At 51.6% G+C, this 16,881-nt stretch carries 15 protein-coding genes and 1 pseudogene; all 16 read left to right on the top strand.

Annotated features, from left to right (window positions below):
* The first annotated feature begins 24 nt into the window (after positions 1-24).
* The 16 genes and pseudogenes from tssJ (at position 25) to LC084_RS18685 (ending at position 16,872) form a co-directional block, all read left to right on the top strand.
* The gene (gene tssJ, locus LC084_RS18610; protein WP_226573035.1) at positions 25-528 is read left to right on the top strand and encodes a type VI secretion system lipoprotein TssJ; all 504 of its coding nucleotides are present in this window, start codon (positions 25-27) and stop codon (positions 526-528) included.
* A gap of 24 nt (positions 529-552) precedes the next feature.
* On the top strand, positions 553-1,896 hold the full coding sequence (gene tssK / locus LC084_RS18615) for a type VI secretion system baseplate subunit TssK (RefSeq protein ID WP_226572772.1): 1,344 nt from the start codon (positions 553-555) through the stop codon (positions 1,894-1,896).
* Positions 1,897-1,916: 20 nt separating this feature from the next.
* The gene (locus LC084_RS18620) at positions 1,917-3,155 is read left to right on the top strand and encodes a DotU family type VI secretion system protein (protein WP_226572774.1); all 1,239 of its coding nucleotides are present in this window, start codon (positions 1,917-1,919) and stop codon (positions 3,153-3,155) included.
* Positions 3,156-3,158: 3 nt separating this feature from the next.
* Positions 3,159-6,788: a type VI secretion system membrane subunit TssM gene (tssM, locus tag LC084_RS18625; RefSeq protein WP_226572776.1), complete on the top strand. Its 3,630-nt coding sequence runs from the start codon at positions 3,159-3,161 to the stop codon at positions 6,786-6,788.
* Positions 6,789-6,804: 16 nt separating this feature from the next.
* Positions 6,805-7,515 carry a type VI secretion system-associated protein TagF gene (gene tagF, locus LC084_RS18630; RefSeq protein ID WP_226572779.1) on the top strand — a complete coding sequence of 237 codons (711 nt, stop codon included), beginning with the start codon at positions 6,805-6,807 and terminating at the stop codon, positions 7,513-7,515.
* 10 nt (positions 7,516-7,525) lie between these two features.
* Complete coding sequence (gene tssA / locus LC084_RS18635) at positions 7,526-8,557, top strand: type VI secretion system protein TssA (RefSeq protein ID WP_226572781.1); 1,032 nt, start codon at positions 7,526-7,528, stop codon at positions 8,555-8,557.
* A 74-nt stretch (positions 8,558-8,631) separates the two neighbouring features.
* A complete protein-coding gene (tssB, locus tag LC084_RS18640; RefSeq protein WP_036113871.1) occupies positions 8,632-9,156 on the top strand; it encodes a type VI secretion system contractile sheath small subunit in 525 nt (174 codons plus the stop codon).
* Positions 9,157-9,159: 3 nt separating this feature from the next.
* Positions 9,160-10,656, top strand: coding sequence for a type VI secretion system contractile sheath large subunit (tssC, locus tag LC084_RS18645; protein ID WP_226572783.1), 1,497 nt, complete (start codon positions 9,160-9,162; stop codon positions 10,654-10,656).
* Positions 10,657-11,352: 696 nt separating this feature from the next.
* The gene (locus LC084_RS18650; protein ID WP_036113859.1) at positions 11,353-11,835 is read left to right on the top strand and encodes an Hcp family type VI secretion system effector; all 483 of its coding nucleotides are present in this window, start codon (positions 11,353-11,355) and stop codon (positions 11,833-11,835) included.
* A gap of 114 nt (positions 11,836-11,949) precedes the next feature.
* On the top strand, positions 11,950-12,621 hold the full coding sequence (locus LC084_RS18655; protein WP_226572785.1) for a hypothetical protein: 672 nt from the start codon (positions 11,950-11,952) through the stop codon (positions 12,619-12,621).
* Positions 12,622-12,672: 51 nt separating this feature from the next.
* Positions 12,673-12,906: a hypothetical protein gene (locus tag LC084_RS18660; protein ID WP_226572787.1), complete on the top strand. Its 234-nt coding sequence runs from the start codon at positions 12,673-12,675 to the stop codon at positions 12,904-12,906.
* A gap of 52 nt (positions 12,907-12,958) precedes the next feature.
* Positions 12,959-13,078 (top strand): annotated as a pseudogene (locus tag LC084_RS23385) (lysozyme inhibitor LprI family protein); the annotation flags it as partial.
* A gap of 27 nt (positions 13,079-13,105) precedes the next feature.
* Positions 13,106-13,468 (top strand): hypothetical protein, encoded by a 363-nt coding sequence (locus tag LC084_RS18670; RefSeq protein ID WP_226572789.1) that lies wholly within the window; start codon positions 13,106-13,108, stop codon positions 13,466-13,468.
* 93 nt (positions 13,469-13,561) lie between these two features.
* Positions 13,562-13,918 (top strand): T6SS amidase immunity protein Tai4 family protein, encoded by a 357-nt coding sequence (locus tag LC084_RS18675; RefSeq protein WP_226572791.1) that lies wholly within the window; start codon positions 13,562-13,564, stop codon positions 13,916-13,918.
* A 165-nt stretch (positions 13,919-14,083) separates the two neighbouring features.
* Positions 14,084-16,081: a type VI secretion system-associated FHA domain protein TagH gene (tagH, locus tag LC084_RS18680; RefSeq protein ID WP_226572793.1), complete on the top strand. Its 1,998-nt coding sequence runs from the start codon at positions 14,084-14,086 to the stop codon at positions 16,079-16,081.
* Positions 16,078-16,872 carry a PP2C family protein-serine/threonine phosphatase gene (locus tag LC084_RS18685; protein ID WP_226572795.1) on the top strand — a complete coding sequence of 265 codons (795 nt, stop codon included), beginning with the start codon at positions 16,078-16,080 and terminating at the stop codon, positions 16,870-16,872. Before tagH ends, LC084_RS18685 begins: the two co-directional genes overlap by 4 nt.
* Positions 16,873-16,881 lie beyond the last annotated feature (9 nt).

The raw sequence follows: 16,881 nt of genomic DNA on the forward strand, positions 1-16,881 counted from the left end.
CGCTTTCTCGTGTGAATCCTCATGATGAAAACTCGTCTGATGCGCCAGGGACTCCTGGCGTTTTTCATGGTGGCGCTGGCACTGTTATCAGGTTGTGTTTCTTCATCGCGCACTGTGCCTGCCAAATACAACCTGGTATTCATGGCTCACCCGCAGATAAACCAGTCTGCGCCGCTTAAAATCCGGGTCTTTTTGCTCAAATCAGACGCTGACTTTATGTCAGCTGACTTTTATTCGTTACAAAACAATCCTCAGGGCGTTCTGGGCGCGAACCTGCTAAACAGCGATCAGTTCTTCCTGATGCCTGGCCAGCAGAACAAACAGCTCGCTGGTCAAAGCACCCCGGATGCCCGTTTTATCGGCATCATGGCGGAATACCAGTCTCTTGATGGTAAAAAATGGCGCGTCTCCTTGCCGTTACCGGCACCCAGCGAAGACAGCTTCTACAAGTTCTGGAAATGGTCGTCAGATACGCTCGAAGCGCACCTGTTCCTGGATATCAATGGCATACGTGTTGTTAACGAATAACCCGTCTTACAACAGGAAAGCAGTATGAACAAAGCAGAAAAGGTCGTGTGGACAGAAGGCATGTTCCTGCGTCCCCATCATTTTCAACGTGCGGAAAGCTACCTGAAAAGCCAGTTACGCGACTGGGGAATGCAAACCCGTCCGTACATGTGGGGTTTTCAGCACATTGAATTTGACGAAGCTTTACTGCGCCAGGGCTGTGTGGCGCTAAGTAGCGCAACAGGCCTGTTACCCGACGGTACGCCATTTTCTTTTACACGAGCAGAAGATGGCCCGGCTCCGCTGGCTATTGGCGATAACGTAAATAACGCCCGTGTCGTGCTGGCTTTACCTGTGAGCCGTTCAGGCCGTGAAGCGGTGATTTTTAGTGAAGCCTCTGACTCCCTGGCGCGTTATATCGCCTGGGAAGCGGATGTGGACGACGACAACGACATGGCGGTGGGCAGCGCCACAGTCCAGTTTGGCAAATTACGCCTGCGCCTGATGCTGGAAAGTGACCTGACCGCGGAATGGACAGCGGTTGGCGTGGCGCAGGTTATCGAAAAGCGCAACGACAACCAGGTTCGCTTGGAAAACAGCTATATACCGCCGATGCTCAATGCCATTAACAATGAGCATTTGTTCGCTTACCTGACAGACATGCACGGCCTGCTGGCACAGCGCAGCCAGCAAATTGGCCAGCACCTGAGTAAACCTGGCCGGTTCAATACCTCAGAAATGATTGAGTTCAGCCTGCTGGCATTAGTGAACCGCCATTTGGGGTTATCAGAGCATCTGCGCAACCTGCCATTACTCCACCCGGAACAACTGTGGCGCGAATGGATTGGCTTCGCGACTGAACTTGCTACCTGGATGCCGCAACGTTCACCTGCTGCCAGCTTGCCAGTTTATGACCATGATGACCTTGCCTGGTGCTTCAGCAAACTTCTCCTGATGTTACGCCAGGGCCTGTCGCAGGTTATGGAAGAAAGCGCGATTCAGTTGCCACTTAACGAACGCTCTCATGGCCTGAATGTCGCCACTGTGCCAGAAACCAGCATGGTGAAAGAGTTTGGTTTTGTGCTGGCGGTGCGGGCGAATGTTCCAGGCGACGCATTGCAAACCCATTTCCCGGCACAAATGAAGATTGCACCGGTCACCAAAATTCGCGACCTGGTGCAGCTCCAGTTACCTGGCATGGTATTGCGTGCAATGCCGGTTGCTCCCCCGCAAATCCCCTGGCACGCCGGTTACAGCTACTTCCAGTTGGAGAAGGGCGGGGAATTATGGAAAGAAATGGAAAAATCAGGCGCATTTGCGCTGCATCTGGCCGGTGAATTTCCAGGGCTGGATATGGAATTTTGGGCTATTCGTAGCCACGCAGAATAATTCAAGGGTACGCGCCAATTATGCAGGAATCTCAAGCCACAGCCGGTGATGCCATGTTTGCAGGCGCCAGCAGCGCTAATCCGCTGGTGGCGGCAGCCAATCCTTTACTGAATGCCATTGTTCAAATCCGCCACTCTGTTTCACACAACGACCCGGCAGGATTACGCCAACGGTTAATAGACGAAATTCGCCGCTTCGAAGTACGTTGCCAGCAATCAGGCCTGGCATATGAAGTGATTGTTGGTGCGCGCTACTGCTTGTGCACCGCACTGGATGAAGCCGCATCGCTTACCCCCTGGGGTAGCCGCAGTGTCTGGGCGGGCAGCGGTTTGCTGGTCACCTTCCATAACGAAACCTGGGGCGGCGAAAAGTTCTTCCAGTTACTGGCACGGCTTTCACAAAACCCACGTGAGCACATCAACTTACTGGAAATGATCAACACCTGCTTGTTGCTGGGGTTCGAAGGGCGCTACCGCGTGCTGGATAACGGGCGCACACAACTGGAAACGATTAAACAGCGTTTATGGCAGATGATTCGAGGCGTGCGTGGCCAGTATGCTCCGGCGCTTTCTGTGCACCCGGAAGACCAGCCAGTTATGCGCAAATTATGGCGCCCGGTTGTGCCTGTATGGGCATGTACCGCTCTGGCCGGGTTCCTTGCCTGCCTGTTTTATATCGGCCTGAACTGGCGGCTTGGTGATTACACCAGCCCGGTGCTTGCCGCGGTGTACCAGACCACATTGCCAGACGTTACCATTAAAAATCCGGCACCGCGCCACCCGCCAGTCCTTAATCTGCGTGCGTTCCTGAGCCCAGAAATCAAAGCAGGCCTGGTTGCAGTACGCGATGAATCAGACCGCAGCGTGGTTATCCTCAAAGGCGATGGCCTGTTTGCATCAGGCTCAACTGTCGTGCGTGACCGTTACAAACCGGTTATCGACAGAGTGGCGAAAGCGATGGACAACGTCAGCGGTAAAATTCTGGTTGTCGGTTACACCGATAACGTACCGATTCGCAGTGCGCGCTTTGCCTCGAACTACGAACTGTCTCTTGAGCGTGCCCAGTCAGTCACGGACATGCTGGAAAAACAGCTTTCCCGCCCGGAAAGGGTGAAAGCGGAAGGGCGTGGCGACACCAACCCGGTGGCGCCTAATAACACAGCAGAAAACCGCGCCCGTAACCGCCGTGTTGAAATCACTTTACTTGTCTCGCCGGAAAATACCCAGGCTGAGCTGAACGGCATTGCGCAAGGAAACTAAAGGATGTTGAGAGTTCTCCTTTCCATACTCACCAACCGCATTTTATGGGGTTTTGTTGGGGTAACTGCATTTGCGGCGGTTATCTGGATGATTGGCCCCCTGTTTTCCATTGTGGATACTCGCCCGCTGGAATCGGTGCAAAACCGGGTTATCAGTATTGGCCTTATCTACCTGGTGTGGATCCACAGCCATATCATTCCGCGGATTTATAACGCGTGGCTTAACCGCAAAATGATGGAGAACATCAACAAGAATGCGGCCGGTGAAGATACCACTGCACCGGAAAATCGCCAGCGCCTGACCAATGAAGAACAGGTTTTGGCAGAACGCTTTAATGATGCCTCCCAGTTCCTGAAAAAAGCGCACTTCAGCCGCAGCCAGCATGGCCACCCGTGGCTACAGCGCTTCAGCCAGCAGTACCTGTACCAACTGCCCTGGTATGTCATGATTGGTGCGCCGGGTGCCGGGAAAACCACTGCACTGATCAACTCCGGCCTGCAATTTCCGCTGGCGGACAAATTCGGGAAAACGGCGCTGCGCGGTATAGGTGGCACCCGTAACTGCGACTGGTGGTTTACTAACGAAGCCGTCTTACTGGATACCGCCGGGCGTTATTCAACCCACGAAAGCCAGCAGGCACTTGATGCCAGCGAGTGGCAGCGTTTTATGGGGCTGCTGCGTAAATACCGTGGCCGCCAGCCTATCAACGGCGTCATCATGACCATCAGCATTTCTGATTTGCTGACATTGTCGCCGGAAGCGATGCAACAGCAGGCAACCAACCTGCGCCAGCGCCTGGCAGAACTGCATGAACAACTGGGTATTCGCTTCCCGGTGTATGTCATGGTCACCAAAGCGGATTTACTTAAAGGGTTCAGTGCCTATTTTGCCGGGTTGGATAAAGCCCAGCGTGAACAAATCTGGGGCTTTACCTTCCCCTGGTCGCAATCAAGCCTGGCCAGTTTCGACCTGATGGGCGCGTTTGCCCAAGAATATGCGCTATTACAACAACGCCTTGATGCCGGGCTGCCTGACATCATGTTGCAGGAAAGCGACCCGCAAACCCGCGCGGAAAGCTACCTGTTCCCGCAGGAATTTGCCGCACTGCGCCCACTGTTGGCTGATTACCTGAGCACCGTTTTTGCCCGCTCCAACTTCGAAACCGAATTCTCTCCACGCGGCATTTACTTTGCCAGTGGTACCCAGGAAGGCCTGCCTTTCGACCGGGTAATGGGCGATTTAGCGCGCGCCCTGCACTTACCGCAAGATAATAACAACGGTAGTGACAAGCAACAGACCAACGATGCCTGGGACAGCGTTAGCAAAGAAGCGCCAATTCCTGGCAACAAAGGCCAAAGTTACTTTATTAAAAACCTGCTGCAGCGGGTAATTTTCCAGGAAGCGGGGATTGCCGGGCAAAACCGCTGGTGGGCGATTCGTAACCGGGCGGTTATCTGGTCGGGCTATGCTGCACTGGCGGCTGTGCTGGTGGTACTTGCCGGGTTATGGCTCACCAGTTACGGCAACAACAAAGGCTATTTGGCCGAAGTGCAGGCGAAAGTGCCGGGGGTTCAGGCGCAGAGTAAAGCGTTACAAACCAGCGACAGCAGCGATTTGTTCGATCTCCTGCCATTCCTCAACAGCCTGCAGAATCTGCCCAAAAGCGATACCGTAGATATTAACTCGCCGGGTATCACCTGGCGTATGGGCCTGTATCGCGGTAATGAAGTGAGCGATGCCACCCAGTCGTTATACCAAAAAGCATTGCAGGAAATGGTATTGCCGGCAGTAGCTCAACGAATTACCACCTGGTTACGTAACGACAACGGCAGCGATGTGGAATACAGCTATGAAGCGCTGAAAGCCTACCAGATGCTGTACCAGCCGAAGCATTACGATGGCAAATTCCTCCATGCCTGGGTGATGTTCAACCTGTCACGTAATTTGCCACGCAATGTTACGCAGAATGAACTGCATCAAATGGAGTGGCACCTGACCCAGCTGCTGGAAAACCAGATTCAGTCTTCGCCTTACGCCAAAGACGACGAACTTATCCAGCGCGAGCAGCAACTGATTAACCAAAATCCGCTGTCAGTCAGGGTTTATGGCCGCCTGAAACGTTTGCTGGAGCACGATGATTCTCTCCAGCCAGTTTCACTGGCAACGCTGGGCGGGCCACAAAGTGAATTGGTGTTCTCGCGCAAAACAGGCAAGCCAATCACGGATGGTGTGCCGGGCCTGTATACCCCGGAAGGCTACTGGAACCATTTTGAGAAACAAATCGCCAGTGTGACGGCGTCATTGCACGAAGACGACGCCTGGGTGCTTGGCGCACCACAGAAAGAAGACCAAAAAGCCATTAATGAAGCTGTGCGCCAACTCTATGCACGTGATTTTATGGCGGCCTGGGATAACTACCTGGCAGATATTCAACTGAATAACAGTGCAGACCTGACTCACCGCATCAATACGGCCCGCGTGTTATCCAGCAACAATTCACCGTTGCGCCAGTTAGTCATGAACCTGAGTAAAGTGCTCACGCTTTCCCGGGCCAGTGATACGCCGGAAGATAAAAAAGCCGCAGCGGATGACAACAGCAGTTCATTGAATAACTTATTTGGCGCAACCAGTAACGGTGCCATTGCCGCAGCACAAACACCGGAACAACAAGTTACCGATCACTACGCGCCAATCATTGATCTGGCCCAGCCGCTGGAAAAAGGCGGTAAAGCCATCGTATTTGATGATTTTCTCAAACAGATTGATGACCTGTACCGTTACCTGACCGCCGTGCAGGACGCTGCAAATAGTGGCATGCCAGCACCTGGTGGCGATGCCATCAGCCGCCTGCAAGCCAGCGCAGGGCGCTTACCTGGTGGCCTCAACAACATGTTTACCAGCATGGCGGTGGGTGCAAGCTCAGATACCCAGCGCCGCGACATGGACAATATTCGCAAACGCCTGAATGTTGAAATTGGCAGCTTCTGCCGCCAGGCCATTGCCGGGCGCTACCCGTTAGTGCGCAGTGCGCATGCGGATATCACCCCGGATGATTTGGCGCGCATGTTTGCGCCGGGAACCGGGTTAATGGATGCCTTCTTCCGCGACAACCTGACAAACCGGGTCGATACCACCCAGGCGCGCTGGCGCTTTACGCCAGGCATCGATGGTAAAACCCTGCCTGGCGGTGAAGCTATTCTGCGGCCTTTCCAGCAGGCGCAATACATTCGCGATGCCTTCTTCTCGAATGGTGCAACCACACCGGGTTACAAAGTGACGATACGCACCATCCGTATGGATAACGATATTCTGACCCTTTCGCTGGATGTAGACGGGCAACTGCTGCGTTACAGCCACGGGCCACAGGCGGTACAACTGGTGAGCTGGCCGGGTACCGGCGGCACCAACCAGGTGCGCATGCAACTGGGGCTCGCCAATGGCACGACATCCACGTTGGTAAGCAGCGGCCCATGGGCACTGAACCGGTTCTTTGACCGGGCGAAACAGTCCCCTGGCAGCAACAGCCTGAGCCGCCAGGCAACATTTACTGTTGACGGGCACAACGTGACGCTTGAGTTCACCCCAAACAGCATTCGTAACCCGTTCCAGCTTTCTGGCTTCTCATGCCCTTAACTGCAAGGAATGTTGAATGAGCAACTACCCTGTACCGTGCTGGTTTGGGAAATTGCCCAGCACCGGTGATTTTTTGCAGCGCCGCTTTCCCGATGCGCTGCAACGCCAGTGGTCACACTGGTTCCAGGTTGGCCTGCATAACTGGCAAAACCAGAATGACCCGGCCCACAGTGCCAAGCGCGAATTCCATAAAGCCCCCGTGTGGAATTTTGCGGTACCGCCCATGCTGGGCAGCCAGGTTATCCAACTGGGTTGCCTGCTCCCCGGGCGAGACAGCGTAGGGCGGCAGTACCCGGTATGTGCCCTGAGCGCATTCAGCCCGGCGGAATGGTCGCCCCAGTGCCTGGCGCTGGCGGAGCCCTGGTACCAACAACTGGGCCGCACCCTGATGACCGCTGTCAGAAATGGTTTTGCCGGTGAGCAACTTGACCAGGCGATATTAAGCATTCCGTCGCCAGTGGTGCCGGAAGGGGATGCCCAGTCAGACATTCTGGATGTCATTGGTTATGACGATGCACCCGCAGCACTGAGCTGGCGCCAGGCTGCTGAATGTTTTGAACCACAACGGCAAACCAGCTTTTGGTGGACAAACCGCTGCGATGGCTACCCGCTGTACACCCATGTACACAGTGGCAATTTCACCAGCCAGTTATTTTCCATGCTGTTTGACCCCGCAGGTGGTGCTCAACCTGGCCGCCACGGGTTGTATCCTCCCATGTTTGACTGACAGGTAATTCATGAACATAGACGCTTTTCTGGCCCCGGTCAGCGCCGACAAACCTTGTGGCGATAACCTGGAGTACGATGCCGATTTCCAGGCAATGGAACAGGCAAGCCAGGGGAAAGCAGAGCAACAGTTTGGCGACACCATCATCCCGGCAGAACCGGCAGACTGGACCAAAGTCGAAAAACTGGCCACCAGCCTGCTGGAGCGCAGTAAAGACCTGCGGGTAATTATGGCGCTTATCCATGCCTGGACCCGGCGGCGCGGCCTGCAAGGTTATGCCGATGGCCTGCTGCTGATTCAACAGGTGCTGGTGCTCTACTGGGAACCGCTGTACCCCCTGCTGGAAGAATACGGCGAACGGGATCCGTTTTACCGCTTAAACGCGCTGGCTGCACTGGGTGATGGTTCCGAACTTACCACTGCTGTACGCCAGTCTGCATTACTGCGCAGCGCGGCCGACACACTTTCGTTACGCGATGCCTGTAGTTTATTGGATGGCAGCAAAACCGAGTGCCCGGATTACCCCGGCGGGCGTCCCCGCCTGGTAGATGAACTGGCACGCGGCGGGCAGCCTGGCATTGAAGCCTTGCTGCATATTCGTGAACGCCTGCTCACCATTCGTGAAGTGCTCAGCGAACAACTGGGCGAAAGCGCACTGCCGGAAATGGAAGTGCTGCTGAAAACAGTCAATACGGTGGCTCAGGCTTGCGATGCAACGGATTTATCCACCCTGATCCCCGGCCTGACAGGCGAAAGCCAGACCGAGGGCAACACAGTGGCTGAATCTGATGAACAACAACCCGCTGCGGCTGCACCACGTAATGTGGACTGGCGCAGTGTTCAACCGGCAACGCGTGAAGATGCACAACTGATGTTGGAAAAAGCGCGCCAGTATTTCCTGCTGTATGAACCGAGCCACCCGGCACCGCTGCTGATTGAACGCGTACAGCGGCTGATTGAAATGAACTTTATGGACATCATTCGCGACCTCGCACCCGATGGTGTCCACCAACTGGAAAATATATTCGGGCGCCGTGATTAACCGGCGCACCCTCTTGTGGCGAAGGCACAGCGCCGTCGCCTCACCTTCACCGCGCATATTCGATGGAGAACACCATGGCAATGAGTAACAGTGGGCAGAAATTTATTGCCCGTAACCGCGCACCCCGCGTACAGATTGAGTACGACGTAGAAATCTACGGTGCGGAGCGCAAAATCCAGCTTCCTTTCGTTATGGGCGTGATGGCAGATTTAGTCGGTAAACCTGTCGAGCCTTTAGCCCCGGTAGATGAACGCAAGTTCCTTGAAATTGATATTGATAATTTTGATGAACGGATGAAAGCGTTGAAACCCCGCGTGGCGTTCCAGGTAGACAACACGCTGACTGGCGACGGCAAACTGAATGTCGAACTGACCTTCGACAGCATGGATGACTTCCTGCCAGACGCCGTTGCACGCAAAGTTGAACCGCTGAACAAATTACTGGAAGCCCGCACCCAACTTTCTAACCTGCTGACCTACATGGATGGCAAAAATGGCGCGGAAGCCCTGATTGCGAAAGTGCTGCAGGACCCGACATTACTGCAATCCCTGAGCCAGGCACCCAAAGCGGCAGACACCGCCAAAGGTGACGAGGAGTAATCGATGAGTAACCAAACTGAACAACAGCAAAACAGCGCTCAGACGTTTACCCAGGATGAATTCAGCGCGCTGCTGAGCAAAGAATTCCGCCCGAAAACAGACCAGGCGCGTGAAGCAGTAGAAAGCGCGGTAAAAACCCTGGCGCAACAGGCGCTGGAAAATACCGTCACCATTTCCAGCGATACCTACCGCACCATTCAGGCGCTGATCGCGGAAATTGATGAAAAACTTTCCGAACAGGTTAACCAGATTATTCACCACGACGAATTCCAGAAACTGGAAAGCGCATGGCGTGGCCTGAGCTACCTGGTGAACAACACCGAAACCGACGAGATGCTGAAAATCCGCTTTATGAGCGTCTCCAAAAAAGAACTGGGCCGTACCCTGAAACGTTTTAAAGGCGTGGGTTGGGACCAGAGCCCGGTGTTCAAAAAAATCTACGAAGAAGAATATGGCCAGTTCGGTGGCGAACCTTTCGGCTGCCTGGTGGGCGATTACTACTTCGACCACAGCCCGCAGGATGTTGAACTGCTTAGCGAAATGGCACGCATTGGTGCCGCAGCACACTGCCCGTTCATTACCGGTTCTGCACCGAGCGTGATGCAAATGGAATCCTGGCAAGAGCTGGCTAACCCACGCGACCTGACCAAAATCTTCCAGAACACGGAATATGCTGCATGGCGCAGCCTGCGTGAATCCGAAGATGCCCGCTACCTGGGCCTGGTTATGCCACGCTTCCTGTCCCGCCTGCCTTACGGTGTGCGCACTAACCCGGTAGACAGCTTCGATTTCGAAGAGCAAGTGGATGGCGCTAACCACGACAGCTACACTTGGAGCAACGCTGCTTACGCCATGGCGGCCAACATCAACCGTTCATTTAAAGAATTTGGCTGGTGTACCTCTATTCGCGGCGTGGAATCTGGTGGTGCAGTAGAAAACCTGCCTTGCCATACCTTCCCAAGTGATGATGGCGGTGTGGATATGAAATGCCCCACAGAAATTGCCATCAGCGACCGCCGCGAAGCAGAACTGGCGAAAAACGGCTTTATGCCGCTGGTTCACCGCAAAAACTCTGACTTTGCTGCCTTTATTGGTGCTCAGTCACTGCAAAAACCGGCGGAATACCACGATGCCGATGCAACTGCGAACGCCCGTCTGGCCGCCCGCCTGCCGTATCTGTTCGCCTGCTGCCGTTTTGCGCATTACCTGAAATGTATTGTGCGCGACAAAATTGGCTCATTCCGCGAACGCGACGATATGGAACGCTGGCTGAACAGCTGGGTGATGAACTATGTGGATGGTGACCCGGCGAACTCCTCGCAGGAAACTAAATCCCGCAAACCGCTGGCCGCAGCAGAAGTGCAGGTGGAAGAAATTGAAGATAACCCAGGCTACTACGCCGCGAAATTCTTCCTGCGCCCGCATTACCAACTGGAAGGCCTGACTGTTTCACTGCGTCTGGTTTCCAAACTGCCATCACTGAAAACCAATGATGCGTAAGTAACTTCTGACTTCTCCGGGCTGCCTTTTGGGAGCCCGGAATACTAAAAGGATTATTATGAAGGATACACCGGAAGAAGTTGCTGATGGCATGTTAAAAATTTTTGAGAAGAAGAGTAATACTGGAATTATGTGACTGGAGTGGGAACTTGGTGAAGATCGTAATAAATACAATTATATTTTTTATTGCTGTATCTATCGCGATTTTTTATTTTCCTGAAAAATTACGCTCTCGGAGTTAGCTTGATTTAATTTTTTTAAAAACATAGCGTAATATGAAAAATATCACTGCAATAAAAATTGCCTTCCCAAAAATAAAACCAAATGAATAGGTGTTAAAACTTCCAGTTTTAACAATCAAACATAGTGATTGCATAAATAGATATATTGCGTATATCCCTATGATTATGAATATGATAAACATCGCTTTTGCCAGATTTTTTTTCATATTAAAGATCTCCTGTTTCCTTTTTAAATGCAAAAAGCATAACTGATTTTAGTTGTTAACAATCCCAGTTTTAACCAACAAAATCAACATCTGAGTTCAATGAGTTTACTGGTTTATTATTCCAGATAATAAACCAGTGCCGAGGCAGAGGTAAAATATGGACGGTTTTATGAAGCCCCATGATTTCCTGTTTGCCATATTAAGTGCTGTAACCAGCAAAACTAACCAATCAAAGAGTAGAGATTATTATGGCTATTGATATGTTTTTGAAAGTCGACGGTGTGACGGGTGAGTCCAAAGACTCTAATCACTCTGGCTGGACTGATATCACTTCTTTCTCCTGGGGTGCTTCTCAGCCGGGTAACATGAGCGTTGGCGGTGGCGGCGGTGCCGGTAAAGTAAACTTTAACGACCTGCACGTTAATGCCCTGATCGACAAATCAGCAACCGCTATCATGAAATACTGTGCGAACGGTAAACACCTGACCAAAGTTGAACTGTCTGTATGTAAAGCAGGTGGTCAGCAGGTGGAATACGCACGCATCACTCTGGAAGAAGTTCTGGTAACTTCTGTTCAGTACACTGGTGCAGATAACGGCGACACCGTTGGTGTTACCTATGCATTCCAGGCTGGTAAAGTGAAACAGCAGTACTGGGAACAAACTTCTTCCGGTAGCAAAGGCGCTGAAAGCTCCGTTGGCTGGAATATCAAAGAAAACAGCGAAGCGTAAGCGAGTTGTTGATGGCGATCCCGGAAGGGATCGCTTTTAACCCTATTTCGGTTAATCAGATATTTTCAAGGCTGTTCTTTTTACAGCTTAGGAGTTACAGCTTAGGAGCCGTAAATGGTCAGGAGACTGATATTTTCAGTTCTGCTACTTAGTCTTTCCACCATCGTTAACGCAGAACAGCTCCTTAAACAAGGGGTACTTCAGGTCTATTGGTTGCCAGTCTGGAATGATACCGGCACAGTCAATACACCTGAATTACACTATCGCTATTTTGTTTTAAGTGCTAATCACCATGCTGAAAAAATTGTTAACCTCGATAAGCAAAATAGTGAAGCGCTGTTAACTCGTTATTTTAGCCCGGTTCCTGAAAACTTTTTGAAGTTCAAAGAAGGCCACCTGGAACGTTCAGGTACCGCAGTTATAAATCATTTGTCATCGAACACGGAATGCGACCACCATTACTACAGTGGGCAACTGAGTAAATTTACTGTTGGTACTGACCAGCACTTCGATATTAATGTACTGGAAAATGCAGCAGGGTGTGAAGCCAGACCTTATCGCCTCTTGTATACACTTAAATCCGGTATAACTGATGCGCATTTTAAACAGGATCCAGATGTTAGCGCTAAAAATGGAGCAATGATTACTGCTGATATGGCTATTGTGACTTTGGAACGTGTAAATCAGCAGTGGATTAAAGCAGCACAATATGATGCCAACCAGCCAGACTCTGTTGGAAAAAATCAAGGGTTTATTCTTCTTAGTCAACTTCAGCCACTGAACTGAGTTATGGTGATATATCATAGGTCAACACATTGATATGCTATTGGTTGTGGAATGAAAACAATAACTTTGCTTCTTGCAGTGTGGGTGATATCAACAATAAATGTCTATGCTGATGACGGTTGTGCAAGCCAGACATCTGACAGTGATATACTGCAATGCACTCTGAAAGCAAAGCAACAGGCTGAAGCCAGCCTTAACGCTGCGTATTCAGCAGCAAAAAAACGGATTAATAACTCTTACGCCGCAGATAAAAACTTAGCTCAAGACTACCTTAGACTACCTTAAAACATTACTCGACTCCCAGCGTGGATGGCTTAAATTCAGGGATGGGCAGTGCAGGCTGGAAGCTTTTCTGGCTGAAGAAGGTACCCGTGCTCACAACATGCTGGAGAGTAAATGTGTTGCACGTATGGATAATGAGCGCGTTACACAACTGGCAGCAATGCCATATCAATAATGCAGCCTTTTAGTGTGAAACTTAGTAATGGTAAAAATACTTATAGCATGTTCTGCATTGGTGTTGTGCTCTTCATTATGTTACGCGGATAGCACCGTTCAATATAGCGGCAATAAATTCACTGCTTTGATTACGCGGCATTGTGCTGAAGGCAACGTTTCGTGTGATAATGTTTCTATTGAATCAAAAAGTAAAGCCACAGGGCGTAGCATTACTTTAAAAGGGAAAACAATAAATATTAATTGCCCGGCAACTTGTGATTTCAGGGGATATGAATTTAAGAATGGTGCTTATACTTATTCACTGGTTACTGATGATTCCGAAAAATGGGTTTACTCCATCTATCATGGGAATAAATTAATTTCAGAGGATAAGGGTGTGATTAATTGATGGCATGTGCCAAAAAGACAGGCTTGATACTCTTGAGGAAAACTATCGTCAGTATCCCTTATTATTTGTCAATATTAAATTTGGGTAAGCTTGATGAAAATTAATCATTTTTTTATTTTTATCCTTTTTGCATCACCTGCAGGAAGCACTTTGCCAAATTTATCAACGTTTTCGCAGCAGGAAATATTCACTCACTGGATTGAAAATCGCTGCATTGCAAAAATTGCAGATACAGAACGCATGAAGCAGGATGCAAACCAGAGTGCGGCGGTATGGTTAGAGTACAGCCAGTTACCTGTAGATGCATTTAATGATGCAGATAAACTGATTAATGAAGAAGGAAAAATTAGTTTATCTGGTTCAGTCAAGGGTGAATATAACGTGTTGCGCTGTACTTTGATTGCCAATAGCTCTGGTGCAGTCAAAATTTATAAATCATTTACAAACTGATCGTTATTAAACTCTACCCACTATCTGGGCAGCACGTTTTATCTTACAAAGTGAGACAAATCTCAACTTCATTTTGATATTCTACCTTCGCTCCCCAAACGCTGCAGGCCTTACTGAAAGACCTGCAACGTTTGAGCGCTAATCATACCCAGGCAGGAATACGCTATGCGATTCACGATAATCACCAACAAACCGGGTCAACAACCGCCGCAGACCAGTTGCGATTTCTATCCGCCAGGCGGCACCATTGGGCGCGGTTCCGATAACAACCTTGTGCTGCCAGATGAAACGCGCACCATTTCTCGCCTGCAGGCGATAGTGCATATTACAGCAGAGGGCACCTGCCGCATTACTAACCGTGGCAACATCACCCGCGTACTGCTGAATGATATTCCGCTGGATCGCGGCCGCCAGGTTGAACTCGAAGATGGCGATATTCTGGGCATTGATGAATACCGCCTGCAAGTTACGGCACTGGGGGCGCAGCCGACTGCGCCTCAACAACCTGCTGCACACCATGCCGCCAGTGCCGTTCCTCATAAGGCAGCACCTGCACCGGTTCGCCCGGCGCCTGCTGCGCCAGTGCAACCCGCAGCTGTCAACACCGATGGCACAGCGGCTGTCCCCAGTGAAATCTGGGACAGCCTGATGCAGGAATTCTCTATTTCCGACAATATCTCCAGTGGCCCGGCGGCTGGGAAAGTTGAGCACCTGGCTGCAGATCCTGGACACAACCCCTTTGCGGAGCCAGAAAGCGCGGAGCGTAACCCGGAAGACCCACTCGCCCAGTTCAATACCAGCGAGCCGCTGTTTAACGAGAAAAAACCGCAGACGGATAACTTATTCGCAGAGTCTTCACTGTTTAGCGGCGACAGCATTTTTGAAGACAATACCCCGTCTTCGCTGGTTCAGCCGGAAACCGCAGAAAATAAACCGGCAGTTGGCAACAGTGAACTGGATCCACTGGCTTTATTCGGTGCCAGTGAAGCCACACCGGCAGCACGTAACCACGATGACCCGCTGGGCCTGATGATGGGGAATGCCGTGCCATTAACGGCACCCGACAGCATCACTCAACCGCCGGAAGCAATAACACCGGCAGAACGGCATCATGCAGCAGAGCCGCATGTAAATGAGCCACATGCCATAAAACCTTCTGTGGCAGAACAGCCTGCCCGTGAACCCGAACCTGCAGCCACACACCCTGCAGCCACAAACAACGAAAACCCGGTTTCTGCACTGTTTGAAACGGCATCGCTGGCATCTTCCCCCTTGTTTGCTGAAGACGAGACAGCCACGACTGTTACCCCAGCCGATATCCTGGTAACACCGCCACCAGTGCAGGAAACCGCAGAAGAAACCATACCAGCCAGTGCAACACCAGCGGCCAGCGGCTACGAAGGCATTACCCTGCCCACGCCGCAGACCGTGCAACGCGCCCATGTGCAGACCCCCAAAGGCCGCCTGCGTATCGACCCGGTCGCCTCACCGTCGCCTGCCGACAAAACCGCGCCGGTCACCAGCCAGCAAGGTGAAGGTGATGTATTGCAGGGCGAGTTATTGGCTGCATTACTGGAAGGTATGGGCCTTGGCGACATGCAGCCCGTACCGCAGTTCGACAAAGAAAACATGCGCCAGTTTGGGCAAATGCTGAGTATGTTTTCGCAGGGCACGGTGGCGTTGCTCTCTTCCCGCTCCATTCTCAAACGCGGTGTCAAAGCCGATATGACCATGGTGCTGGACGATGCCAACAACCCGTTCAAATTACTGCCCTCCGGGAAAACCGTGCTGATGCAAATGTTCGGTACGCGCATGCCCGGCTTTATGCCGCCGCGAAAATCCGTGCGTGATGCCCTGATAGACCTGCAGGCTCACCAACTGGGCATGATCTCCGGTATCCGGGCCATTATTGCCGCCATGCTGCAGTCGTTTAACCCGGAACAGCTCGAAGAGCAGGCACGAGAAGATGGCGTAGTGTCGCGCATTGGTTTACCTGGCAGCCGCAAAGCTGCTCTGTGGGATTACTTTGTGAAAACCTACGGCGAAACCGCTGGGGAAATTGAAGATGACTTCCATACCTTGTTTGGTGAAGCATTCCTGCACGCTTACGACATGGAAGTGAACCAGTACAAAGACTCACAAAGTGGATCGGAAGAAGAATGAATATCACCATGGCATCGCTCTCCCAACAAGGAGAGCGGACAAGCAACCAGGATCAAACCGGTGAGGTGATTGGCGAACGCGCGGCATGCTTTCTGGTATGTGATGGTGTTGCGGGTAACTCAGGTGGCGAAGTGGCCGCGCGTATCGCCCGTAATGCTATCCTGGCGGCGTTTGATGGCGAGCAGCACCTTAACCCGCAGTATATCCGCCAGTATGTAAATAACGCCAACCAGGCAATTCGCAGCGAACAGAGAAACGACCAGGACAACAGCAAAATGGGCACCACACTGGTCAGCCTGTTTATTGACCGCGATTACCACCTGGCGTACTGGGCACATGCGGGTGACAGCCGCCTGTATTTGTTCCGGCGTGGCTTTTTATACCAGGTCACCACCGATCACAGCCTGATCCAGCAGTTAAAAGATGCCGGCCACCAGACAGAAGGTGTCAGCAGCAACCTGCTCTATTTTGCCTTAGGCATGGGTGATGAACGCCGGGAAGCCAGCTACAGCGATGTGGTTCCTGTAGAAGACGGTGATGCTTTTTTGCTGTGTACTGATGGTTTTTGGCATGGCGTAACACAAGAACAGATGCAGCAGTCTTTGCAAATGGTGAACACGCCACAAGAGTGGCTGACACTGATGCACCAAAGCCTGCGTAAATATGGCGAAACCAGTGACGATACACAGGATAATTACAGTGCGATAGCCGTATGGGTTGGTCAGCCACAAGAAACCACGCTGATCCACACACTGGCAGAGGCCGCACAATTTTTTCCCCTTCGTGATTGATTGAATCGA

Source organism: Mangrovibacter yixingensis (assembly GCF_020523985.1).
GTDB classification, from domain to species: domain Bacteria; phylum Pseudomonadota; class Gammaproteobacteria; order Enterobacterales; family Enterobacteriaceae; genus Mangrovibacter; species Mangrovibacter yixingensis.